Here is a 24,026-nt window from a genome sequence, read left to right as displayed (position 1 = left end):
GGTATCAGGCTTGGTGACGGGCGCGAGTGAACTCCCAGGCATCTCGCACGATGACTTCGAGATCGGCGTGCTGGGGCTTCCACCCCAGCTCGTCACGTGCCCGTCCGCTCGCTGCCACCAGGCTGGCGGGATCGCCTGCCCGGCGGGGTGCCACGTGCGCGGGGATCGGATGACCGGTCACGGTTCGACAGGTGTCGATCACTTGTTTGACCGAGAAGCCCATCCCGTTTCCCAGGTTGAAGATCCGATGCGTTCCGGCCTCGGCGTTATCCAGCGCGAGCAGGTGGGCGTCGGCCAAGTCGGTTACGTGAATGTAGTCGCGCACGCACGTGCCGTCTTCGGTGGGCCAGTCATCACCGAACATCTGGACCTGCTCCCGCTGACCGAGCGCGACCTGCAACACGATCGGAATCAGATGGGTTTCGACGGTATGGCGCTCGCCGACCGAGCCGTGGGCGCCCGCGACATTGAAATACCGCAAACTGACCGCTCCCAGACCGTGGGCGGCGGCATAGGAACTGATCGCGTGGTCGATCGCGAGCTTGGTCGCCCCGTAGGTGTTGGTGGGCTTCGCGGGAGCGTCTTCGGAGATCGGTACGACCTCCGGTTCGCCGTAGGTCGCAGCCGTGGACGAGAACACCAGGCGGGGAACTCGGTGCTTCCGAATCGCCTCGAGCAGTCGCAACGACGTGACGACGTTGCCCTGCCAGTACTTGTGCGGATCCTCCATCGATTCTCCGACCAGGGATTTCGCCGCGAAGTGCAGAACCCCGTCGAAGTTGTCCGCGAGCAGCTCATCGGCCGCTTCGGCGAGGTCGGCCCGCACGAACGTGCAGCCCTCCGGAACCGCGTCAGCATGACCGGTGGAGAGGTCGTCGACGACGACGACCTCGTGACCGGACTCCAGCAGGCGAGCTGCGCACACACTGCCGACGTATCCCGCTCCGCCGGTGACGAGAAGCTTCACCTGCGTTCCGCCTTCCTGTGGAAATGGTTGTCCGATGTATTCGTGGACGAGAGTCGTCGCGGCCGGGGCATGCTCACGCGGTCATTGGTCTCGTCCCGCACCCGCGGCCGGCACAGCCGTGAACAGGCGCGGTGCCGTGAGGCCCTCGGCCGCGAACGCTTCGCGGACTTCGTGCTCGACACGTTCCCGGTCATCGGCGCGTACCAGTGCGATGGCCGAACCACCGAACCCGCCGCCGGTCATGCGTGCCCCCAACGCACCCGCGACCATCGCGCTGTCCACCGCGAGATCGAGTTCCCGGCAGGAGATGCGGTAGTCGTCCCGCATGCTGGTGTGGGAGGCCGACAGCAACGGCCCGATCTCGTCGAGCCTGCCTGCCCGCAGCTTCGAAACGGTCGTGAGCACACGTTCGTTCTCGGTCACCACGTGGCGAACCAACGGGCGCAGCTCTTCCGGAAGGAGTGCCAGAGCGGATTCCAGGTCATCGGTCGCGACGTCACGCAGTGCCTTGACCTGCAAAATCTCGGCAGCGCGTTCGCATCCTCGGCGGCGTTCCCCATAGCCGGAGTCGCTGTGCGAATGATTTGCCCTGGTGTCGATCACCAACACTTCCAGGCCGGCCGAGTCCGTTTCGAAGGGCACTTGCTGCATATCGCCGGATCGGACGTCGAAGAACAGGACATGCGACCGGGTGCAGCACAACGAGGCGGTCTGATCGAGAAGGCCGGTCGGCGCTCCGACGAATTCGTTCTCCGACCGTTGCACCAGGCGCGCGATCGTCGGAAGGCCGACCGGGTCCGGGCCGTCCTGTGCTCGGCCCGCGATGTCGAGCAGCGCGAGCGCCACCGCGCACTCCAACGAATGAGAGGAAGAGAGGCCTGCGCCGGTCGGCACATCTCCGGCAATGACAAGGTCCGCGCCGGTCAGAGCAATATCGCTATCCAGCAATGCCCACGCCACACCGGCGGCATAGGCCGCCCATCCGGTGATGTGCCCGGGAGTGAGCTCCGCGAGCGACAGGACGGGAGCGCGGTGCACCACCTTGTCACCGCCGAGGGTGGCGACCGAAAACCAGCCGTCGTCGCGAGGCGCGGTGGCCACCGTTGTGCGATGGGGGAGGGCGAACGGGAGAACGAACCCGTCGTTGTAATCGGTGTGTTCACCGATGAGGTTCACTCGGCCCGGTGCGGACCACACGGACTGCGGAAAGCGACCGTGCTCCGTGGTGAACGCGGACTGCGCGAGCTCGACCGCGTTCACCGGCGACGCACCATGACCGCGTGGGCGATGCTCGGCGGAAGCTGCGTGCTTCCCTTGGAGCCGCGTACCTCGATGGACTTACTCGTCCCGGCGACGCCGATAACCTCGATTTCGTTACCGGGGATCGCTCCCACATCCTTCAGTTCGCTCATCAGGTCCGGATCCAGCTGGACGTGTTCGGCGATGCGGCAGACCAACGTGCGACCGCCGCCTCGGCGGGCGATCTCGTCGACGCGCTGCAGGTCCGATTCGACCGGTGGGGCCGGTTCGCCCACCCCTAGATCGTCCAGTCCCGGAATCGGGTTGCCGTACGGGGAGGTGCTGGGACTGCCCAGGAGCGTCACGAGCTTGCGCTCGACCGCGTCGCTCATCACGTGCTCCCAACGGCAGGCCTCGCTGTGCACGTGTTCCCATTCCAGGCCGATGACATCGACCAGCAGACGCTCCGCGAGACGGTGCTTGCGCATCACGCGGACCGCGCGGGTCCGACCGGCCTGGGTAAGTTCGAGGTGTCGGTCCTCGGCGACGGTCAGCAGACCGTCGCGCTCCATGCGTGCGACCGTCTGACTGACGGTTGGCCCGCTCTGTTCGAGCCGCTCCGCAATGCGGGCGCGCAGCGGGATGACACCTTCTTCTTCCAGGTCATAAATCGTGCGAAGGTACATCTCGGTGGTATCGATGAGATCGTTCACGCCGACTCCCCATTCAGTCCCACCTACGATGTTAGTCCCAGTGGACGACACGCGGTCGGTGGCTCAAACAGTTGTCTTCAAATTGATCTCAGGTAGACCTCGTCGCCGGGGAACGAAAGGCCGTTATGCATCCTTTGATCCGTACTGACGATCTTATGTCCCTGCTCGGTGGGGACTCGCCCCCGGCCCTACTGGACGTCCGGTGGACGTTGTTCGGGCCATCCGGGCGACATGACTACGACGTGGGTCACCTGCCGGGTGCGGTGTTCGTCGACCTCGATGCGGAACTCGCCGCACCGCCCGGCCGCGTGGGCAGACACCCCCTGCCCGACCCGGATGATCTCCAAGGCGTGTGGCGGCGGACGGGAGTCGACCACGACCGGACCGTCGTAGTCTACGACGGCGACAACGGCTCGGCGGCTGCCAGAGCCTGGTGGCTGCTGCGGTGGTCGGGTCATCCGGACGTGAAGGTCCTGGACGGCGGTTACGCGGCTTGGGTCCGGGAGGGTCTGCCGACCACGACCCAGGTACCGGCTCCCCGAGAAGGCAACTTCCGGGTGCGGCCCGGGCAGATGCCGGTGCTGGATGCCGAAGGCGCCGCGCGGCTCGCGAGAGAGGGCGTGTTGCTGGATGCCAGGGCGCCCATGCGCTATCGCGGCGAATCCGAACCGCTGGATCCGCGAGCCGGCCACATCCCGGGTGCGCTGAACGCGCCGTTCGCCGAGCACATCAATCCCGCGGGTCAGTGGCGTCCGGCGGCCGAACTCGCCGAGCGTTTCACCCGCCTCGGGGTGGACAGTCGGAAACGAGTCGGTGCCTACTGTGGCTCCGGGGTGACGGCGTGCTCGGTGTTGCTCGCGCTCGAATACGCCGGCATCAGCACGCCCGAGAAGCCGGCCGCGCTCTACGCGGGTTCGTGGTCGAACTGGTCCAATGATCCGAAGCGACCGGTAGCCGAGGGTTCCGCCCCAGGCTGAGAATCGGTCAGGGGCCTGTTCGCGGGCGTTTCCGCGTCTCGAACGGGTGGTCGCTCTTGTGCGGTGGGCCACTGTGTTGGTCGACACAGCAAAGGTAGCGTCCAGGTATGGGCATCGAATGCGCGGTGGTGTGGGACGAGTCCGTACTCGGCTATGACCTGGGTGGGCAACACCCCCTGCACCCGGTCAGGCTGGACCTGACGATGCGGTTGGCTCGCTCGCTCGATGTTCTGCACGATGTCGAGCCGGTCAAACCTCGTGCGGCGACCGAAGAAGAACTGCGGAAGGTGCACAGCGCCGAGTACCTGGCTGCGGTGCGGTCCGCCCCCACCGCGGCCTGGGACCCCGGTCACGGGCTGGGCACCGACGACAACCCGGTGTTCGACCGGATGCACGAGGCCGCGGCGCTTGTCTCGGGCGGCTCGATCGTCGCGGCTGAGCAGATCGTCTCGGGCAAGACACAGCGCGCCGTCAACCTCTCGGGAGGCCTGCACCACGCGATGGCCGACAACGCGGCGGGCTTCTGCGTGTACAACGACTGCGCGGTGGCGATCGAGTGGTTACTGGCCAACGGCGTCGAACGGGTGGCCTACGTCGATGTCGACGTCCATCACGGCGACGGCGTGCAGGCGGCCTTCTACGACGACCCGAGGGTCATGACGATCTCCCTGCACCAGCACCCGGTCACCCTTTGGCCGGGAACCGGGTTCGTTACCGAGGTCGGGGCGACGGGGGCGGACGGCACTTCGGTCAACATTCCTCTCCCACCGGGAACCGGCGACGCGGGGTGGCGACGTGCCTTCCACGCGGTCGTTCCCTCGATGCTGCGCTCCTTCGGGCCCCAGGTGTTGGTCACCCAGTGTGGTGCGGACGCCCACCGGGAAGACCCGCTCGCCGACCTAGCGATGTCGGTGGACGGCCAGCGCGCCGTCTACCAGAGCTTGCGCGACTTGGCCGACGAGTATGCGGGCGGGAACTGGTTGGCGCTGGGAGGCGGAGGGTATTCGTTGTTCCGCGTCGTGCCACGAGCGTGGACACACCTGCTGGCGACCCTGCTGGATCGGGATCTCGCCCCGTCCACGAACATCCCGCAGGACTGGATCTCGGACGCGGTTCAGCTCGCCGGGAACACGCCTATACCGACGACGATGACCGACGAAGCGGACCATCGGTTCGTGGAGTGGGACGGGGTGACCGATTCATCGGTCGATACCGCGATCCGGGATGCGCGCCACGCGGTGTTCCCACTGCACGGACTCGATCCGATGGACAGTCGGGACTGATCGGGACTGAGGAGTCCGCGTGAACGATGTGGTGAATGGGCATGCCGTGGAACGAGCGGAAGGCTACCCGCGGCAGTGGGAGGCCGACGTCGTGCTCTCCGACGGCGGCACCGTGCATATGCGGCCGATCGTTCCGAAAGATGCGGACAAGCTCATCGCCTTCCACGGAAAGCTGAGTGACCGGACGCGGTACTTCCGCTATTTCGGCCCCTACCCGCGAATGCCGAAGCGGGACGTGGAGCGCTTCAGCCATGTCGACCATGTCAACCGAGTCGCGCTGGTGGCGGTTCTCGGGGACGAGATCGTGGCCGTCGGTCGGTTCGACAGGCTCGGTGAGCAGGAATCAGCGGAAGTGGCGTTCGTGGTCGCCGATGACCACCAGGGGCGTGGCCTCGGATCAATCCTGCTGGAACACTTGGCCGCCGCCGCGAGGGAGTGCGGTCTGCGCAGGTTCGTCGCTGAAATTCTCGCCGAGAACTCCAAGATGGTCCGAGTGTTCCGTGATGCCGGTTACCAGGTGAGTCGCGCTCTCGAGGAGGGTGTTGTGCATCTGGAGTTCGACATCGACCCCACCGACGAGTCGCTTGCCGTGGCTCGCGCCCGGGAGCAGGCCGCTGAAGCACGTAGCGTGCACAACCTGCTGCATCCACGCTCGGTGGCGGTGATCGGCGCGTCCACCGATCACGCCAAGATCGGACATGCCGTCCTGACGAACCTGCTCACGGCGGATTTCGCCGGGCCCGTGTATCCGGTCAATCCGGAGCACCGATCGGTTCGTGGTGTTCGCTCCTATCCCTCAGTCCTGGACATACCGGATGATGTGGATCTTGCGGTGGTCGCGATCCCCGCGGCCGGTGTGGACGAGGTGCTCGACGCCTGTCTGGTCAAGGGGGTGAAAGCCCTGGTCATCGTCAGTTCGGGGTTCAGCGAGGCCGGAGCCGACGGTAGGGAGATCGAGCACCGCATGGTGCGGGCGGCACGGGTGCACGGCATGCGGGTGGTCGGGCCGAACGCTCTGGGCGTGGTGAACACCGAACCCGGGTATCGACTCAACGCCACGCTCGCGCCCAGACTGCCGGGGCGGGGGCGCACCGGATTCTTCTGCCAGTCCGGTGCCCTCGGAGTCGCGATTCTCGCGACCGCGACCGAGCGCGGGCTGGGGCTCTCGACGTTTGTTTCGGCGGGAAACCGCGCCGACGTGTCGGGCAACGACCTGTTGCAGTACTGGCAGACCGATCCGGCGACAGACGTGGTGCTGCTGTACCTGGAATCGTTCGGCAACCCCCGCAAATTCGCCAGGCTGGCTCGCCGGCTTGCGCGGACCAAGCCGGTGGTTGCGGTGAAGTCGGGTCGTAACGCGGTGCGGCCGGGACTCGCCGCCACATCGGTGCAGGTCGACGAGGCGAGTGTCCAAGCCCTGTTCGAGCAGGCCGGCGTGATCCGGGTCGAATCCGTGGCGCAGATGTTCGACACCGCGCTGCTACTGGCACACCAGCCGTTGCCTGGCGGTGAGCGTGTCGCCGTGGTCGGCAACTCCTCGGCGCTGGGGTTGCTCGCGGCCGACGTGGCGCGTGCCCAGGGGCTGGAACTGGTGGACGAGCCGGTGGACGTCGGTGCCAGCGCCGGTCCGGAGGAGTTCGCGAAGGCGGTGCGGGCGACCGCGCTGCGGGAGGACGTCGACGCCCTTGTCACCGTGTTCGCACCTCCGGTGGCGGTGCCGGGCACGGCGTACGCACGCGCGCTGCGGGAGGCGCTTTCCGAATCCGGAACGGAGGGTTGCAAGCCGGTGGTGACGACCTTCCTCGCTGCCGAAGGTGTGCCCGACGAGTTGGCGTCACCGGGGCCCGATGGTGCTGCAGGCTGGGGCTCGATCCCCTCCTATCCGAGTCCGGAGCGCGCCGTGCTGGCCTTGGCGCGGGTCACCCGATACTCGCAGTGGCGAGCGGCCCCGCAGGGCCATTTCGTCCGCCCACACGGGGTCGATGAGGTGCGGGCCCGTTCTCTCGTGGAAGCGTGGTTGGCGGACGGGCAGGATGAACTCAGCGATGAGCAAGCTGTGCAGTTGCTGGGGTGCTACGGCATCGAACTGGTTCCGTTCCGGTTGGTCGACGATGTGGAAGCGGCCGTTGCGGCAGCCGAGGAGCTGGGTTTTCCGGTGGCGCTGAAGTCGGTAAGCGGACAGCTGTGGCACCGGGGCGATCTCGCCGGGGTCAGGTTGGATCTCGGCAGTTCGGAGCTCGTTCGTGCCGCTTACGAGGACGTCCGGCGTGCGGCGGGTCGTGACGAGGCGTACGTGCAGTGCATGGCGCCTCGGGCGAATTCCTGCGTCGTCGATCTTCTGGATGACCCCTCGTTCGGCACGCTGGTCTCATTCGGACTTTCCGGAGTGGCCAGCGAATTGCTCGGGGACAAGGCGTATCGAGCGGTTCCGTTGTCGGACGTGGACGTCGCCTCGCTGGTTCGCGCGCCGCGCGCCGCACCGATGTTGACCGGCTACAAAGGTGCGGAACCTGCTGATCTGGAGGCGCTGGAAGACCTGGTGCTCAGGGTGGCCGCGCTCGCGGAGGATCTCCCGGAGATTCGAAAGCTCACGTTGGAACCCGTTCTTGCTTCGGAACGGGGTACCTATGTGACGGGCGCCCGGGTCGCCATCGAGCCCTCCCACGCGTGGCCGGATTCCGGCCCCCGGCGCCTGCGCTGACGCCCATCCTCCGGTTTGGTCGGTCGGCGAGCGGGCCGCGACTTTCAAGTACTGATTCGTTCCGTTAATGTGGCGCGATGCGGACGGAGAACTTCGACGCGGAGTACACGACTCCGACGATCCTGGGTGAGATCTCTGCCGGTAGGCATCGAACGCCCGTGTGGATGCTGGCCCAGGATGATCCGACCAGTCCGGTCGCCATCGTGCTGCCTGCGATGGGCGTGCCCGCCGAGTACTACCGGCCGTTCGTCCGGGAGCTGCACGAGCGTGGTTTGACTGTCGTGATCTTCGACCTGCGGGGGCAGGGTGAGGCCGGGCCTCCTGCCACGCGTGGAGTGCGCTTCGGGTACAAGGACCTCATCGAGGATCTCGGTGCCGTTGTGGACCTCGTAGGCACGGCGTTCCCCGAAGCGCCGCGGTTCCTGCTCGGCCACAGCCTCGGCGGGCACATCGCCATGCTGTACGCGGCAGAGCACCCGGATCGGCTCGACGGCATCGCACTGATCGCCTCCGGCTCGGTCTGGTTCCGCAGCTTTGATGGTGCCCAGACCTGGCGCACCCTCTTCGGCACGCAGGCGGTCGCGTTGCTTTCCACCGTGCTCGGCTACTGGCCGGGGAACCGGTTCGGCTTCGGTGGTCGCCAGTCCGGCGAGCTCATGAGGGACTGGGCCAGACAGGCGCGGACCGGACGGTACCGGCTCACTCGTTCGAACACCGACTACGAGGCGGCTTTGCGGGGCCTCGCGTTGCCGTTGCTGACGGTGAGCGTGGCGGGCGACGACCTCGCGCCCGCTTCGTCGGTGGATCACCTCGGCGGCAAGGCGCAGAACTGCACTCGATCCAGCGGGCACTACACGCCGGAGGTCGCGGGGACCGAGAAGCTCAGCCACTTCAGCTGGGTGCACAGCAGCGGTGAGCTCGCCCGCTGGATCGTCGAATGGCTCGCACGGGACGCGTCAGCACCGGACGGGACAGCACCGGACGGGACAGCACGGGACGGATAGGTACCGAACGGGACAGCACGGGCGGGTAGACCCGAACGGGACAGACCGAACGGGACAGCACGGGCGGGTAGACCCGAACGGGACAGACCGAACGGGACCAGTACCCGGATGGGACGAGTGGTCAGCAGACCGAGTCGGACGCCTTCGGCACACCCAGGCCGAACAACGGCCGTAGCTTCAGGCCGATCCAGGTGCCACCCAGCGCGAGCAGGCCCCACGCCCAGCCGTGCAGCGAGAACGAGGCGATACCGCCGAAGTAGGCACCGATGTTGCAGCCGAAGGCCAGTCGAGCACCGTAGCCCATGCACAGCCCGCCGATACTCGCCGCCAGCAGTGCTTTGGCGGGCAGGCGCTTGGCGAGCACGAATGCTCCGGAGGCCGCCGAGGCGACTAGGGCGCCGATGATGATCCCGAAGTTCAGTACCGACGTGCTGTCGGCCAGCAGTGGTTCGGTCAGCGCGGCCGCCTTCTCGCCCTGCCAGTACTCCCAGGCAGCTACGTCCACGCCGACGGCTTGGAGCGCCTTGGATCCCCACAGGACGAACGCCGAGGTGATTCCCCACGGGCTGCCCCTGGTGACGAGGACGAGGGCGTTGAGCACCGCGAGGAGCACCGCGCCCACCCACAACGGCCAGGAGCCGCGAATGATCCGCCACGCGCCGCGGGCGGTCGGCGGCCGCCCGGCGGGCGGAGCACCGCGTCGCCGGGTCCAGCGGGTGACCGCGAACCAGATCGCCCCGAAGACCGCGAGTTGCAGGACCATCGCCCCGAAGTAGCCGAGACCGGCGTCTTCGGCGAGGGAGAACGATCCGAGAGTGATCGCGTCGGAGGTCCACATGGGCAGGTGCAGTGCTCCCAGCACCGACCCGACGATGAAGAAGAACAACGTCACCACGATCAACGAGTTGCCGCCCCCCACCGCGAACAGGGTTCCGGAGGCGCAGGCACCGCCGAGCTGCATGCCGATTCCGAACAGGACCGCACCGACGGCGAGCCCGATGCCCAGTGGTTCCACGTAGCCTTCCGGCTGCTGGCCGAAGAGACCGACCCCGCCCGCGAGGATGGGGGCGAACAGGACCGAAGCCGACCCGAGCATCAGCAGGTGGGCGCGGAGTCCGGAGGACTGCCCGACCGAGACGAGCTGGCGCCAGGCCGAGGTGAAGCCGAACCGGGAGTGGAACAGGGTCAGCCCGAGGGCGAGGCCGAGTGCGGCGAGGATCGCCGATGTCAGGCCCGCTACGGCACCTGCTGCCGCGACGAGTCCGACCCCGCAGGCCAGGCCGATGGCCAGGGTCAGCGGTTGCGGTTTCGACGCCGACGCTTCCGGGGCCTCGTGGGTGGTGGTCGTCTCGGGACGGTGCTTGTGGACATGCCCTCTCCAGTGTGGTTACTCGCGACCTCAACAGAAGCACGTGTGCAGGACCATCGACCACCGGGTCCACGATGCGGGAAGTTGATGTCGATTTTCTCCGCGCGCACGCAACCGTGCAGTGCTCGGTCCCCGTCTTCGGGGCATGAGACGCCTACACACCGCAGTCGGCGCGGGCGTCCTGTTATTCGCGGTAACTGCCTGCGCCGAGGAGAAACCAGACATCGGATTCGGTGGACAGCCGGACGCACCTCCGGAGGCTTCAGGGCCGGTGGAGCCGAAGCCGGAGGCCGAGAGGAAGCCGGTGCCCGAAAACGCCGTCGAGGACGCACGGGAGACCGGGAGCAAGACGCCGCAGGTGTGGACCCAGGACGGAGGTTCCGCCCTGGTCACCATCGGAGAGGAAGGTGGTTGCAGCTCGGTGCACGCCGAGGTCGCCGAGCAGAACGACGAGCGGGTGAAACTCGTCCTGGTGGAGGAGACCCCGGAGCCGGCCGGGATCTGCACGATGGACCTCCGCTACCCGCCAGTGGCGGCGAAGCTCGACAAGCCCTTGGACGGACGCACCGTCGTGCTGGAGGAACGCGACGTGAAGGTACCCAAGTAGCACCTCGAGTCGGTACGGCTCGCATCCCGCGGCGGGAACAGCAGACTCGCACCGCGCCCGACTCCGATGCTTTCGCCGTGATCGGCGAATCGAGACCGCGTTTCGTCCGCAGGGGGTGGGGCCTCTGCGGACGAAACGCGCGTCCGGTGGATTACTGGCCGAAGGAGATCTGCAGGGTCGGCTGCGACGTGTCTGCGAAGAAGTCGTTGCCCTTGTCGTCGACCACGATGAAGGCCGGAAAGTCCTCCACCTCGATCTTCCAGACGGCTTCCATGCCGAGTTCCGGGTATTCCAGTACTTCGACCTTGCGGATGCAGTCCTGGGCGAGCTTCGCCGCGGGACCCCCGATGGAGCCCAGGTAGAAGCCGCCGTGCTCCTTGCACGAGTCGGCGACCTTACTGGAGCGATTGCCCTTGGCGAGCATCACCATCGAGCCGCCCGCGGCCTGGAACTGCTCGACGTAGGCGTCCATGCGCCCCGCGGTGGTCGGCCCGAACGAGCCCGAGGCGTAGCCGTCGGGGGTCTTGGCCGGGCCCGCGTAGTAGACGGGGTGGTCGCGGAGGTACTCGGGCATCGGCTCACCGGCGCCGAGCCGTTCCGCGATCTTGGCGTGCGCGATGTCCCGTGCCACGACCAGCGGACCGGTCAGCGAGACTCGTGTCTTGGGTGGCAGCTGCGACAACGTGCGGCGAATCTCCGACATGGGGCGGTTGAGGTCGATGTTGACGACGTCGTCGGAGAGCTGCTCGTCGTCGATCTCCGGCAGGTACTGGGCGGGCTCGCGTTCGAGCTGTTCCAGGAAAACCCCGTCCGGCGTGATCTTGGCCTTGGCTTGCCGGTCCGCCGAGCAGGACACGGCGACGCTGACCGGGAGCGAAGCTCCGTGCCGGGGGAGCCGGATGACGCGAACGTCGTGGCAGAAGTATTTTCCGCCGAACTGGGCGCCGATCCCGAATTGCCGGGTCATCTCCAGCACCTGCGCTTCGAGTTCGACATCGCGCAGCGCGTGCCCGGAAGGGGAGCCTTCTCGGGGGAGTTCGTCGAGGTACCGGGCCGATGCGAGCTTGGCGACCTTGAGGTTGTACTCCGCGGACGTGCCGCCGACGACGATCGCCAGGTGGTAGGGCGGGCAAGCGGCGGTGCCGAGGGAGCGCAGCTTCTCCTCGAGGAACCGCGCCAATCGCGTCGGGTTCAGCAGCGCCTTGGTTTCCTGGTAGAGGAAGGTCTTGTTGGCGCTGCCACCGCCCTTGGCCATGAACAGCAGTTCGTACTTCGGGTCGGTGCCCGGTGAGTTGAACAGCTCGATCTGGGCGGGGAGGTTGCTGCCGGTGTTGCGCTCCTCCCAGAAGTTCATCGGAGCCATCTGGGAGTACCGCAAGTTGAGGTCCTGGTAGGCGTCGAAGATGCCCTTGGACAGCACCTGCTCGTCCTGGCCGCCGGTGAGCACCGACTCGGTACGTTTGCCGACGACGATGGCGGTGCCGGTGTCTTGGCACATCGGGAGCACACCACCGGCGGAGATGCAGGCGTTCCGCAGGAGGTCCATCGCGACGAAACGGTCGTTCCCGCTGGCTTCGGGGTCATCGACGATCGAGCGCAGCTGGGCGAGGTGCGATGGTCGCAGTAGATGCTGGATGTCCTTGATCGCCTCGGCTGCCAGCTCGGTCAGAGTGGCCGGCTCGATTTCGAGGAACCGGCGTCCGGCTGCCTCGACGACCTGGATTCCCTCGGTGCTGACCAGCCGGTACTCGGTCTGGTCCGGGCCGAGCGGAAGCACCTCGGTGAAGTCGAACGTGGTGGTCACGTCACGGGGCTCCTTTGCGCGCGTGTCGGGTACGCGCTGACGTTAACTCACCCGCCTGCGGGGTCGAGTGGATCGAGGCGTGGAATCGATGAGGTTGTGGGCATCCCCACGTGACCGTCCGTTCGCGCCCGCCTCCGTAGATGCGCATCGGATGGAAGGAGGCTCGTGGTCCGCCCGAGTGGGTCTGGTGGGGGCTCTGTTCGAGCTGCCAGTCTGTCCCCGGTGCCGCGCCGTGGCACGGAAAGTTCGAGGAGGACACCTTTGTCGATGACGAACCCGATTCCGGACGGATTGGTCAACCTGCGGGACCTGGGGGGTCTGCCGACTGATGATGGTGGCGTCACCAGGTCATGCGTGGTGTACCGCAGCGACGCCCCGTATGCCGGTGACCGGGTTCCGGAAGGCGTGGATCAGTGGCCCCCGGCGGTGGTGGTCGACCTGCGGGACGCCGTCGAGCACGGTCCGATGGCACACCCGCTCTCGGAGGTGGCGCAGGTGCACCATGTCCCGCTGCTCGACGACGTGCGCGCGCAGGCGGCCGAAGGCGAGTCCTGGTACACGCTGTCGGAGCTTTACCAGCACATGCTCGACCGGGCGACCAAGAAGCTGGTCGAGGTCTTCCGCATCGCGCTGGACGCGGACGGACCGATGCTCGTCCACTGCGCTGCGGGCAAGGACCGGACCGGTGTGGTTTCGGCATTGCTGCTGGGAGTGGTGGGGGTGCGATTCGATTCGATCGTCGCGGACTACGTGCGCACCGACCGCAACATGGAGCAGGTGTTGCGGCGGTTGAATCTGGAACCCCAGTTGCCCCCCGGGGTCGACGAGAAGGACGTCGAGGAACTCGTCTCGGCACCGGCGAGCGCTATCGAGGAAGTGGTGTCCCGGTTCGCGGAGAACGAGGGCGGGGCAGCCGGATGGCTATGTGCCAACGGGGTAACCGAAGCGGAACTGACTCGCTGGCGCGAGCGGTTCACCGGCGAGTTCTGACGTGGTCGGGAGGCCGGAGCCGTCGCTGTCGACGATTCCGACCTCCCCTGGGAAGCGGTCCGGCCGGTGGCCACTGGCCGACCGCTGAGCAAGTCCGGCCGTGGTCAGCTGGCGTAGGCACGGAGCTTGTCGGCCCGATCACCCTGCCGGAGCTTGGACATGACCTCGCGCTCGATCTGGCGGACCCGCTCGCGCGAAAGCCCGAACGCCTTGCCGATCTGGTCGAGGGTGCGCGGCTGACCGTCGTCGAGGCCGTACCGCATCCGGATCACCGCCTGCTCGCGTTCCTCCAGGGTGCCGAGCACCCGGCGGAGGTCGTCGTGCAGGAACCCGGAGATCACGGCGTTCTCGGCGTCGGCCGATTCGGCATCCTCGATGAAGTCGCCGAGCGGAGCATCCTCTTCGGCCCCGACCGGCATATCCAGGCTCACCGGGTCGCGGGAGTGGTCCAGCAGGTCGACGACCTTGGTCACCGCGAGGCCCGCTTCTTCGGCCAGTTCCTCGTCGGTGGCCTCCCGGCCCAGCCGCTGGTGCAGGTCCCGCTTGAGCCGGGCGAGCTTGTTCACCTGTTCGACCAGGTGGACGGGGAGTCGGATCGTCCGGCTCTGGTCGGCCATGCCGCGGGTGATGGCCTGCCGGATCCACCAGGTCGCGTAGGTGGAGAACTTGAAGCCCTTGGTGTAGTCGAACTTCTCCACTGCCCGGATCAGGCCGAGGTTGCCCTCCTGGATCAGGTCCAGCAGCGGCATACCGCGTCCCGTGTAGCGCTTGGCCAGACTGACCACCAGCCGGAGGTTGGCCTCCATCAAATGGTTCTTGGCGATCCGGCCGTCCCGCACGATCGCGTTCAGGTCGCTGCGCCGCTCGGAGGAGAGCTTCGAGCTCGTCTCCAGCATGTGCTTCGCGAAGACACCGGCCTCGATCCGCTTGGCGAGGTCGACTTCCTCCTGCGCGCTGAGCAGTGCGGTTCGTCCGATGCCGTTGAGGTAGACACGGACGAGGTCGGCCGATGGGCCCTGAGCGTTCTCGAGGTCACCATCGGGGGCGACGTCCGGAGTGGTGGTCTGCTGCGGGACGGTCATGAGCTCCCTCCCTGGCGGGCTGGCTTGGTGGGCGCACGCCACACCAACGCGGCCCCGCGTGGTGTGGAAGACGCGTACGCTCGGAAGGAAGGCCCGGGCGTCACGTCGGTTTCGGATGCGTCTGACGTCGGTTGGATCAAGTTGTGGACGATCACGTTATAGACCTAGCTGTCGAAGCTCGGTTACCTGGAAAACGAACGCGCGCTCGAATTCGTTCCCGAATCTCTCCAACCAATGACGTCATGGCGGTCACATCCGTTGCGCCACCAATCCTGAGGATTCGCTGAGAGTGAGCGTTACGTTCTAGGCCTCAACCAAAAGAGTGAATGGGCCGTCGTTCACGCTCTCCACCGACATCGCAGCGGCGAACCGTCCGGTCTCCACCCGTGCACCCCGGCCCCGCAGTTGCTCGACGACCGCCTCCAGTGCGGGTTCGGCCTGTTCAGGTCGTGCGGCTTCCGTCCACGACGGTCGACGCCCTTTGCGGGTGGAGCCGTACAGGGTGAACTGGCTCACAACCAGAAGTGGTGCTCCCGTGGTGGCGCAGGACTGCTCGTCCCGCAGGGCACGAATCTCGTGGAGCTTTCGCGCCATTCTCTCCACTTCCTCCGAACCATCCGAATGCGTGACGCCCAATAGGACGAGCAAGCCCGGTTCTTCGATCTTGCCGACCACGACTCCATCCACGGAGACGGAAGCTCGAGTGACGCGTGAGACGACTGCTCTCACTGCCGGTTCTCCTCCCAATCGGCGGGGAGAACCATTCCGTGCCGGATCAGTTCTCGGACCATGGTCAAAGATGCATCGGTCAGTTCGCCGAGCGGCTCGTCGCAAGCGACCGACAGCAGTTCCACGAGATCGCCGAGCGGCAGTGCTCCGTTGCAGCCACCGAGCAGCCGCGCACCGAGTTCGTCGATCTCGTGCTGCCAGCCCGGTCCGTCGGTGCGGTGCAGCCGGTGGACCATGCGCTGCCAGCCCTCGTCACTGGGCGAGGACACCTCCTCCAGCACCGTGGTCGGGGCCGTCACCAACCGGGAACCGATCAGGTCCGAGCCGTGTTCGCGCAGCCAGTCGATCCGACGCAGCCACCCCTCGGTCTCGGGGCCCAGCGGGTCGTCGTAGGCCTGGCGAAGGTCCTCGCACACCACCTCCCCGTGGGAGGCGCCCGTCCGGCGCAACGTGACGAATCCGAATCCGATGCCCTCCACATCGTTGGCGGCGAACCAGTCCAACCACTCCGCGGCCTTCTGCTGGCCCACCGCGGAGCGCGGGTCGTAGCCGGCATCGCGCAGCCAGGTCCCCACGTACAGCTCGGGGTCGGCGACGTCGCGCTGCACGAACCAGGCGTCCAACTCGCCGGTGGGCAACCACGAGGACACCCGGTCCTGCCAGTCCTCGCCCTTCCGGTGCAGCCACGATGCGAGGAGCTGGCCGGTTCCGCCCTCGTTGAGGAACGACGGCAACTGCCGGACGACCAGCGCGCTCGCGTCGTCTCCGGCGAGGCCGGAATCCCGGTACACGAAGTCGCTCCTCGCGGGCCCGACGACGAACGGCGGGTTGCACACCACGTGATCGAATCGACGTCCGCGAACCGGCTCGAACCACTCGCCCTCGGCGAGTTCCACCTCGATTCGGTTCAGCCGGAACGTCGCGGACGCCAATGCGAGCGCCCGGCGAGAAACATCGGTGGCGGTGACCCGCTGTGCGTGCGTGCTTGCGTGCAGGGCCTGGACGCCGCATCCGGTCCCCAGGTCCAGAACCGAACCCCTCTGACGCCGGGAAGTGGCCCGGACGAGGCTCAACGAGGCGTGGCCCAGCCCAAGCACGTGGTCGGGGGCCACCGGATCACCGTTCGGGCGCAGATCCGAATCGAGATCCGAGAGCACCCACCACGATTCGTCGCCGTAGCTGTGCGGACGCAGGTCGAGTCCCGCGTGGACCCCTCGGTCGTCGCTCACGAGCAAGCCTGCCGCACGGGCCTCCGGAACGGGGAGCGGGTCGAGTGCGGCAGCGGCTTCGGCGACGGTTGCGGTTTCGCCGAGCAGGAACAGGCGGATGAGGGTGCCGAGCCGTCCCGCATCGGCGGTGGCGAGCAGGGCGGGTAGTGGTTCGCCCCGGCCGAGGGCGGCGTGCGCTTCGGGGCCGAGCAGGTCGAGGACTCCATCGGAGTCGTAACCCGCGGTCAGCAGAGCAGCGCGGAGACGGTCGATGCGGTCGGGCGAGAGATCCGGAATCACGTCGTCGATCCTCACATGGGCAGGTCGACGGTGCACCGGTCGCCACCGGATGCAAGGCTGGAGCGCATGACCCGATCGTTGTGCCTGACCCAGAACGCCGAAGCCGACGCGCTGCTCTCCCGCGATCCGCTGGCGCTGCTGCTGGGTATGCTGCTCGATCAGCAGATCGCGATGGAAAAGGCGTTCGCGGGGCCGAAGGTGCTTCTCGACCGGCTCGGCGCGCTGGACCCGCAGACGATCGCCGCGATGGACCCGGAGGAATTCGCCTCGGCGTGCGCCACGCCGCCCGCGATCCACCGGTTCCCGGGGTCGATGGCGAAACGGATCCAGACGCTGTGCAGGCACCTTGTCGACAACTACGACGGCCAGGTCGAACAACTCTGGACCGTCGGTGAACCGGGCGGCGACGCCGTGTTCAAGCGACTCAAAGCGCTACCGGGGTTCGGTGATCAGAAGGCGAGGATCTTCGTCGCCCTGCTCGGCAAGCAGTGGGGCGTCCGGCCCGAGGGCTGGCGCGAGGCCGCTGGTCACTACGGCGACCAGGACGCCCGCCGGTCCATTGCCGACGTCGTCGACCAGCAGACGCTCGACGAAGTCCGCGCGTGGAAGAAGCAGCAGAAGGCGGCGGCGAAGAAGTAGCGGCCCGGTTCAGGCCGCTGCCGAGGTGGGCGGTTGGTACCGGTCGACGTACTCCTGCTCGGAGAGCTCGGAGATCGCGTACATGATCTCGTCGGTGATCGACCGCAACACCGGCAACGAGCCATCCATGCCCGCGTACCGCGAAAAGTCGATGGGTTCTCCGAACCGGACTTCCACCGGTGTGATGCGCGGTATCCGCTTGCCCGGTGGCTGCAGGCGTTCCGTCCCGGTCAGCGCGACCGGGACCACCGGGGCCCCGGAACGCAGCGCCAGTCGCGCCACTCCCGTGCGACCGCGGTACAGCCGACCGTCCGGGGAACGGGTTCCCTCCGGGTGGATCCCGAATGCGCCGCCGTCGGCGAGGACGCGTTCCGCCGCCAGAAGTGCCTCCTGGGCCGCACGGCCGCGACCGCGTTCGACCGGAATGGCTCCCAGCGACCCGAACAGCCAGCGGGCCAGACCGCCACGTGCGCCGCTGCCTTGGAAGTACTCGGCTTTCGCCAGGAAGGCGACCCGGCGCGGCAGCACGAGGGGCACGATGAAGCTGTCCGCGATCGACAGGTGATTGGGAGCCAGGATCACCGGTCCCCGGCTCGGGACGTTGTCCGCCCCTACGATCTCGGGCCGGTACAGCGATCGTGCCAGGGAGCCGATCGCACGCTTGGTCGCCGCGTAGAACACTTGCCCTCCCGAATGGTCTGGTGGTGAGCGTATCCGAAGCCGGTAACCGGATCGTGTGAGATACGCAAACACCGAGACCTGCGTTCTCGGAGCCCCGGGGTACTCGCAGCGGCGTGAAAAGTGCGACGATGGTGGTGTGGAGGTGGTGTCGTGAGCAGTTCCCAGCGCGACGACGACACCCCGGTGCTGATCACCGAGGCGGAGCCGTCCTACGACGATCAGCAGGCGGCGCGAAGGCGCAAGTACGCGCTGATGATGTCGCTACGTATCCCGTGCTTGGTCATTGCGGCCCTGTGCTACCAGATCTGGTGGTTGTCGCTGATCATCATCGCCATCTCGATCCCGCTGCCGTGGATGGCCGTTCTGATCGCGAACGATCGACCGCCACGCAGGAACGAGAAGGTCAACCGCTATCAGCGTTCGCCGCACGAGCTGGAGGCTCGCGAGCACCGGGTGGTCGAGTAGTCCAGGCCTCCTGGGGCGCGGTTCGGTGCCCGGTTCGGCGGACCGCGGCGAGTTTCCCCGGCTGCGGGGAAAACCTTCCGGGCCGAGGAGGACGTGCTCCGCTGCGATGGGGCATCATGTAGTCATGAGCACGACGACGCTGCCGGAAACCGATGTCCGGCCAGAAACCGCTGACCAGACCAGTGACGACCGGCCGGAAGTATTCCACTACGTGCAGAAGGACAAGATCACCGAGAGCGCGGTCATGGGCACCCATGTCGTGGCGTTGTGCGGTGAGGTCTTCCCCGTCACGAAGTCGGCCAAGCCGGGATCTCCGGTGTGCCCGGACTGCAAGAAGGTCTTCGAGAACCTTCCGCCTGGTGGTGACGAGTAGGACCGAGCGTTCGGCAAGAGCCGGGACGCCGTCGGCGTCTACCGGCGCCCGTTCGCGGGGCCGTGCTGGTCTCCGGATCACGCTGGTTGTCGAACCCCGCTGTTTCTAGCCACCGCGCTGTTCCGGGTGCGAATCCTGCCGTGGAGCGGGCGCTTCCGGTCCGGCGGGCCGGGACGTTTCTTCCCGCTCCTGGACCGTTCCGTTCTGCTCGGCGGGCGCGTCGGCCGTCGAACGGCTGTCGCGCCACGCCCGGTACCCCTCCTCGGTACGCATCCGTTGCGCGTGCCGTCGCATTTCCAGCCTGCGCCAGCGCCGCCGCTCCTTGCGGGTCATCTTTGCCGGCCACATTTCCTGGAGGGCGTTGTTGAAATGCGCCCCGAGGATGATCGCGAACGCGAGGAAGAACGCGAACAGCAGGAACGCGATAGGCGTGGCCAGGGCACCGTAGGTGTACCCGGTGCTGGTGACGCCGGTGATGTAGATGCGCAGGCCGATGCTGGAGCACAGGAACACCACCATCGCCAGCAGCGCCCCCGGTACGCAGCGGTGCCAGGGGAGCTTCCTCGGCAGCGCCACCTTGTAGAGCGTTGTGAGAGCCAGCACCAGCCCCAGCGCGGTGGCGGGGTAGTAGAAGGACCGGATCAGCCACGCGACTTCGTCCTGCAACGGCGGCGGGAACAGGGTCGGCAGCAGTTCCGGGCCGAGTGCCACGACGGGCAGGCCGATCACGGCGACGATGAGACTCACCAGGTAGAGCAGCAGTGCGAAGATCCGCTGCCACACGCTGTGCCGCACGGTGTACTGGCTGTGGGCCAGCGTGATCGAATCGACCAGCGACGCGAGCGCTGAGGAGCCTGCCCACAGCGAGAGCAGGAAACCGACCGAGACGATGTCCGTGCGGCTCTCGGTGAGGATGTCCACAACGGTCGGTCCGATGATCTGGTCGACCACATCCTCGCTGATGATCGTATTCGCGAATGCGAGGATCTTTCCGTGAACGGCGTCGACGACGACGGGACCGAACCAGTCGTCGAAGAAGCCGAGGCTGCCCAGGAGCCCGAGCAGCAACGGCGGCAGCGACAGGGTCTGCCAGAAAGCGGCGGCGGCCGATTCGGAGAAGATGTTGTCCCACCACGCTTTGGACAGCGTGCGGCCGATCAGGCGCAGCGGCCCCCGACGCGCCGGTGTTTCCCCGGACGTCGGGACGCTGTCGCCCTGCTTGGCGTGATCGTTCGGAATCGGTGAACCCATCGCACCCACAAGCATGCTGCATGCTTCGCGCGAGCGATCGCGGACCCGTGAACGCGGAGTGTCGCCACCGGTGTGATTTCGGGTGCACGCCGGTCCGGTCTGACGGGAGACGCCGAGCGGGAGCGGTAGGCTTTCGCGGGCGCCCTCGCCGGGTGGTTGCCGCGAGGGCTCGCGTGGGCCGAGTGCGCCGGGTGGGCGATGTTCGTCCACACCCTTGCAGGGAAGTCACAGGAAGGAGCGGCGATAACGCGTGTCCGAGACGCCAGTCGACGATCCCGTCCGATCCGTTCTCAGCGACCCCGCACATGCTTCGAACCGTCCGTTGCGCGAGTGGCAGCGGAGAGCTCTGACCCGCTACCTGATGGACCGCCCCAAGGACTTCATGGCGGTCGCTACCCCTGGTGCCGGTAAGACGACGTTCGGGCTCCGCGTGGCGGCGGAGTTGCTGGCCGACCGGACTGTCGATGCGGTCACGGTCGTCGCGCCCACCGAGCACCTCAAACACCAGTGGGCGCTTGCGGCGGAAGGCGCGGGGATCGCGCTCGACCCGAATTTCCGCAACGCGGACGGCGCGACTTCCAGCGATTACCAGGGCGTGGTCGCGACCTACGCCCAGGTGGCCGCCCATCCCACGCTGCACCGCGTGCGTACCGAACGCAGGAAAACCCTGGTGATCCTGGACGAGGTGCACCACGCGGGAGACGCGTTGTCCTGGGGCGACGCCATCCGAGAAGCCTTCACTCCGGCGGTACGGCGGCTGGCTCTGACCGGTACGCCCTTCCGCAGCGACGATTCGCCCATCCCGTTCATCAACTACGAGCCGGACGCGGACGGCTCGATGCGGAGCAAGGCCGACCACTCCTACGGGTACACCGACGCCCTGCGCGACGGCGTGGTCCGGCCGGTGGTCTTCCTCGCCTACTCGGGCGAGGCTCGGTGGCGCACCAACGCCGGTGACGAGTTCACCGCCCGGCTCGGCGAGCCGCTCACAGCCGAGCAGACCGCGCGGGCGTGGCGCACGGCCCTCGATCCGGCCGGGGAGTGGATTCCGTCGGTGCTGCGCGCTGCGGACACGCGCCTCACCCAGCTCCGTCAGGGCGGGATGCCCGATGCCGGGGGGCTCGTGATCGCCAGCGACCACGCGTCCGCCAAGGCGTATGCGAAGACGCTGCACCGGATGACCGGCACCGAACCGGTCGTCGTGCTCTCGGACGACCCGAAGGCGTCCGGCCGTATCGCCGAGTTCAGCGAGTCCGACGACCGCTGGATGATCGCGGTCCGCATGGTCAGCGAGGGCGTCGACGTTCCGCGCCTGGCCGTCGGCGTGTACGCCACCAGTGCTTCGACGCCGCTGTTCTTCGCCCAGGCCATCGGTCGGTTCGTGCGAGCGAGGAAGCCGGGGGAGACCGCGAGCATCTTCCTGCCGAGCGTGCCGGTGTTGCTCGAACTGGCCAGCGAGTTGGAAGCCGAGCGGGACCACGTGCTCGGCAAACCGCACCGGGAGAAGGACGGCTGGGAAGACGAGCTGCTGGCCGAAGCCAACCGGACCCGCGACGAGCCCGGTGAGGAAGAAAAGGCGTTCACCTCGCTCGGTGCGGAAGCCGAGCTCGATCAGGTCATCTACGACGGGTCCTCGTTCGGGACGGCCGCGTTCGGTTCGGCTGAGGACGAGCAGGACTACCTCGGATTGCCGGGACTACTGGAGCCGGACCAGGTGCGGGCGCTGCTACGGCAGCGGCAGGAACAGCAGATCGAAGAGGTCGGCAAGCGGGAGTCGGCCGACAAGGCGGCGAAGGCCGCCGAACAGGCGAAACAACCGGCCGAGCCCAAGCCGCAGGGTGTTCAGGAGCGGCTGAAGGGGCTCCGCAAGGAGCTGAACACGCTGGTGTCGCTGCATCACCACCGGACGAAGAAACCGCACGGTGCGATCCACAATCAATTGCGCCAGTCCTGCGGGGGACCGCCGACTGCCATGGCCACGATCGAGCAGCTGGAAGAACGCATCGCGACGCTACGCTCGTGGTGACCTCGTAGGCTCGGTCACGGCTCACCGAAAGCCCCGGTCACCGAAAGCCCCGGTCATCGAAAAGTCCGGTCACCCAAAGCCCCGGTCACCGAAGCCCCCGCTCTGCTGAGCGACCCTGGCGGTCCGTGCTGGGGCTCCGGCGTTCGACCCCCGTTTCGAACATCGGGCACGTTCGGACGGAAGTGATCTTCTGGGCAGGGGGCTCGGCCCCCTAGGCTTTCCGCATGGCTTATGACGTGGAGAAGATCCGGACGCAGTTCCCGGCCCTGGCGGATGGGCGAGTCTGGCTGGACGGGGCGGGAGGTACCCAGGTTCCGCAAGCCGTCATCGACGCGGTGTGCGAGACCTACCGCGCCGGTGTTTCCAACGTGGGTGGCTCGCATGAATCCAGTCGTCGGGCGGCAGACACGGTGTCGGCCGCCAGGGCGGCGGTCGCCGATCTCGTGGGCGCACCCGACTCGGACTGCGTGGTGTTCGGCGCGAGCATGACGGCATTGACCTACCGGTTCGCGGGAGTACTGGCGGCCGGGTGGCGGCCCGGCGACGAGATCGTGGTGACCCAGTTGGATCACGATGCGAACGTTCGCCCGTGGGTGCAAGCGGCCCGGCACGCCGGTGCGACCGTGCGGACGGCACCGCTCGACCCGGAGACCGGCGAGCTGTCCGCTCACGAGGTCACCGGACTCATCGGTCCGGACACCAAGCTCATCGCCGTCACCGCGGCTTCGAACCTGCTGGGCACGGTTCCGGACCTGGGGCCGATCGCCGAACGCGCCCGCGAGGTGGGAGCCCTTACCTACGTGGACGGGGTGCAGCACTGCCCCCATTCCCATGTGCGGCTCTCCGAACTGGGCATCGACTTCTACGCGACCAGTGCCTACAAGTGGGCGGGACCGCACGTGGCCGCGGTGGTGGCCGCCGACTCCTGGTCATTGGAGCTGTTGCACCCCGACAAGCTGATCCCCTCGCCGGAAGACGTGCCGGATCGCTTCGAACTCGGTACTCAGTCGTTCGCATCGTTGGCCGGTGTGACGGCGGCCGTGGATCACCTGTCGGGGTTGGATCCCGAAGCGGTGGGCAGCCGCCGGGAGCGACTGGCCTCCTCGCGCGCGGCGGTCGTGGCGCACGAGGAGAAGCTGGCCGCGCTGCTCTTCGGCGGGTTGGCCGAGATGACGGGTCTCGTGCGCCACGGAGTGCCCCGGGGCTCGTGTACGCCCACCGCGCTGTTCTCGGTCCCCGGGGTGGACCCCAAAGCGGTGGCCGAACAGCTCGCGGAACGTGGTGTGAACGTCTCGGCGGGACACTGCTACGCGTGGGAGGCCGTGCACGCCTTGGGACTGGCCGAGACCGGTGGTGTGCGGGCGAGCCTGTCCCATTACAACGACGAGTCGGACGTGCGCAGGCTGCTGGATGCGCTCGGGGAGCTCGCCGGGCCAAGCTGAACCCCGCAGGCGGCTCCTGACGCGGAACTGCGGCTGATGGGTTCGAGCTGATGGGTTCGAGCTGATGGGCGCACTGGCCCGCCCGAATGGGACTTCCGCTGCCGACGGATGCGTGGGTGGCGGAACAAGCCCGACCCCGGGAGAACCGGGAGGAGACGGGCCCTCAGGGCTCAGAA

The 24,026-nt window shown here is 67.3% G+C and carries 21 protein-coding genes; 11 read left to right on the top strand and 10 right to left on the bottom strand.

What is annotated here, in order from left to right; genetic code table 11:
• Positions 1-4: 4 nt before the first annotated feature.
• The 3 genes from galE to ACYVAN_RS05075 form a co-directional block, all read right to left on the bottom strand.
• Entirely contained in the window at positions 5-967 is a 963-nt protein-coding gene (gene galE, locus ACYVAN_RS05085; protein ID WP_460956153.1) for a UDP-glucose 4-epimerase GalE, read from the bottom strand.
• 81 nt (positions 968-1,048) lie between these two features.
• A complete protein-coding gene (gene galK / locus ACYVAN_RS05080) occupies positions 1,049-2,227 on the bottom strand; it encodes a galactokinase (RefSeq protein WP_460956151.1) in 1,179 nt (392 codons plus the stop codon).
• Entirely contained in the window at positions 2,224-2,919 is a 696-nt protein-coding gene (locus ACYVAN_RS05075) for a metal-dependent transcriptional regulator (RefSeq protein WP_460956149.1), read from the bottom strand. The genes galK and ACYVAN_RS05075 overlap by 4 nt, the downstream gene beginning before the upstream one ends.
• Positions 2,920-3,074: 155 nt before the next feature.
• Here ACYVAN_RS05075 and ACYVAN_RS05070 point away from each other — a divergent pair, with 155 nt between their 5' ends.
• From ACYVAN_RS05070 to ACYVAN_RS05055, 4 genes are all read left to right on the top strand, one after another.
• Positions 3,075-3,896, top strand: a complete 822-nt coding sequence (locus tag ACYVAN_RS05070; protein WP_460956147.1) for a sulfurtransferase — start codon at positions 3,075-3,077, stop codon at positions 3,894-3,896.
• A 107-nt stretch (positions 3,897-4,003) separates the two neighbouring features.
• Positions 4,004-5,179, top strand: a complete 1,176-nt coding sequence (locus tag ACYVAN_RS05065) for an acetoin utilization protein AcuC (protein WP_460956145.1) — start codon at positions 4,004-4,006, stop codon at positions 5,177-5,179.
• Between the two features lie 19 nt (positions 5,180-5,198).
• Entirely contained in the window at positions 5,199-7,880 is a 2,682-nt protein-coding gene (locus ACYVAN_RS05060; protein WP_460956143.1) for a bifunctional acetate--CoA ligase family protein/GNAT family N-acetyltransferase, read from the top strand.
• 77 nt (positions 7,881-7,957) lie between these two features.
• Positions 7,958-8,884 (top strand): alpha/beta hydrolase family protein, encoded by a 927-nt coding sequence (locus ACYVAN_RS05055; protein ID WP_460956141.1) that lies wholly within the window; start codon positions 7,958-7,960, stop codon positions 8,882-8,884.
• A gap of 121 nt (positions 8,885-9,005) precedes the next feature.
• On the opposite strand, the gene ACYVAN_RS05050 is transcribed toward ACYVAN_RS05055, so the two are convergent.
• The gene (locus ACYVAN_RS05050; protein WP_460956372.1) at positions 9,006-10,067 is read right to left on the bottom strand and encodes a YeeE/YedE family protein; all 1,062 of its coding nucleotides are present in this window, start codon (positions 10,065-10,067) and stop codon (positions 9,006-9,008) included.
• A 490-nt stretch (positions 10,068-10,557) separates the two neighbouring features.
• Here ACYVAN_RS05050 and ACYVAN_RS05045 point away from each other — a divergent pair, with 490 nt between their 5' ends.
• Complete coding sequence (locus ACYVAN_RS05045; RefSeq protein WP_460956139.1) at positions 10,558-10,860, top strand: hypothetical protein; 303 nt, start codon at positions 10,558-10,560, stop codon at positions 10,858-10,860.
• A gap of 151 nt (positions 10,861-11,011) precedes the next feature.
• Here ACYVAN_RS05045 and ACYVAN_RS05040 read toward each other — a convergent pair whose 3' ends face one another.
• Positions 11,012-12,664 (bottom strand): fumarate hydratase, encoded by a 1,653-nt coding sequence (locus ACYVAN_RS05040; RefSeq protein WP_460956137.1) that lies wholly within the window; start codon positions 12,662-12,664, stop codon positions 11,012-11,014.
• A gap of 267 nt (positions 12,665-12,931) precedes the next feature.
• On the opposite strand from ACYVAN_RS05040, the gene ACYVAN_RS05035 reads away from it, so the two are divergent.
• Positions 12,932-13,654, top strand: coding sequence for a tyrosine-protein phosphatase (locus tag ACYVAN_RS05035; protein WP_460956135.1), 723 nt, complete (start codon positions 12,932-12,934; stop codon positions 13,652-13,654).
• Between the two features lie 104 nt (positions 13,655-13,758).
• Here the strand turns inward: ACYVAN_RS05035 and ACYVAN_RS05030 are convergent, their stop codons facing one another.
• The 3 genes from ACYVAN_RS05030 to ACYVAN_RS05020 form a co-directional block, all read right to left on the bottom strand.
• Positions 13,759-14,736 (bottom strand): sigma-70 family RNA polymerase sigma factor, encoded by a 978-nt coding sequence (locus ACYVAN_RS05030; RefSeq protein ID WP_460956133.1) that lies wholly within the window; start codon positions 14,734-14,736, stop codon positions 13,759-13,761.
• Positions 14,737-15,039: 303 nt separating this feature from the next.
• Positions 15,040-15,465 carry a D-aminoacyl-tRNA deacylase gene (dtd, locus tag ACYVAN_RS05025; RefSeq protein ID WP_460956131.1) on the bottom strand — a complete coding sequence of 142 codons (426 nt, stop codon included), beginning with the start codon at positions 15,463-15,465 and terminating at the stop codon, positions 15,040-15,042.
• A complete protein-coding gene (locus ACYVAN_RS05020) occupies positions 15,462-16,973 on the bottom strand; it encodes a DUF7782 domain-containing protein (RefSeq protein WP_460956129.1) in 1,512 nt (503 codons plus the stop codon). Before ACYVAN_RS05020 ends, dtd begins: the two co-directional genes overlap by 4 nt.
• 66 nt (positions 16,974-17,039) lie before the next feature.
• On the opposite strand from ACYVAN_RS05020, the gene ACYVAN_RS05015 reads away from it, so the two are divergent.
• Positions 17,040-17,612, top strand: a complete 573-nt coding sequence (locus tag ACYVAN_RS05015; protein WP_460956127.1) for an HhH-GPD-type base excision DNA repair protein — start codon at positions 17,040-17,042, stop codon at positions 17,610-17,612.
• A gap of 9 nt (positions 17,613-17,621) precedes the next feature.
• Here ACYVAN_RS05015 and ACYVAN_RS05010 read toward each other — a convergent pair whose 3' ends face one another.
• On the bottom strand, positions 17,622-18,293 hold the full coding sequence (locus ACYVAN_RS05010) for a lysophospholipid acyltransferase family protein (protein ID WP_460956125.1): 672 nt from the start codon (positions 18,291-18,293) through the stop codon (positions 17,622-17,624).
• A gap of 150 nt (positions 18,294-18,443) precedes the next feature.
• Here ACYVAN_RS05010 and ACYVAN_RS05005 point away from each other — a divergent pair, with 150 nt between their 5' ends.
• Both ACYVAN_RS05005 and ACYVAN_RS05000 read left to right on the top strand, forming a co-directional pair.
• The gene (locus ACYVAN_RS05005; RefSeq protein ID WP_460956123.1) at positions 18,444-18,758 is read left to right on the top strand and encodes a DUF3099 domain-containing protein; all 315 of its coding nucleotides are present in this window, start codon (positions 18,444-18,446) and stop codon (positions 18,756-18,758) included.
• A gap of 124 nt (positions 18,759-18,882) precedes the next feature.
• On the top strand, positions 18,883-19,131 hold the full coding sequence (locus tag ACYVAN_RS05000; protein WP_460956122.1) for a DUF3039 domain-containing protein: 249 nt from the start codon (positions 18,883-18,885) through the stop codon (positions 19,129-19,131).
• A gap of 105 nt (positions 19,132-19,236) precedes the next feature.
• Here ACYVAN_RS05000 and ACYVAN_RS04995 read toward each other — a convergent pair whose 3' ends face one another.
• Entirely contained in the window at positions 19,237-20,382 is a 1,146-nt protein-coding gene (locus ACYVAN_RS04995) for a YihY/virulence factor BrkB family protein (protein WP_460956120.1), read from the bottom strand.
• 250 nt (positions 20,383-20,632) lie between these two features.
• On the opposite strand from ACYVAN_RS04995, the gene ACYVAN_RS04990 reads away from it, so the two are divergent.
• Together ACYVAN_RS04990 and ACYVAN_RS04985 are read left to right on the top strand one after the other, a co-directional pair.
• On the top strand, positions 20,633-22,408 hold the full coding sequence (locus ACYVAN_RS04990) for a DEAD/DEAH box helicase (RefSeq protein WP_460956118.1): 1,776 nt from the start codon (positions 20,633-20,635) through the stop codon (positions 22,406-22,408).
• A 224-nt stretch (positions 22,409-22,632) separates the two neighbouring features.
• Positions 22,633-23,850, top strand: coding sequence for a cysteine desulfurase-like protein (locus ACYVAN_RS04985; protein ID WP_460956116.1), 1,218 nt, complete (start codon positions 22,633-22,635; stop codon positions 23,848-23,850).
• Positions 23,851-24,026: the final 176 nt, after the last annotated feature.

It is taken from the genome of Parasphingorhabdus pacifica (assembly GCF_054779195.1).
Note: the sequence above shows the minus strand (reverse complement) of the source record. Positions and strands in the feature narration are given on the sequence as shown.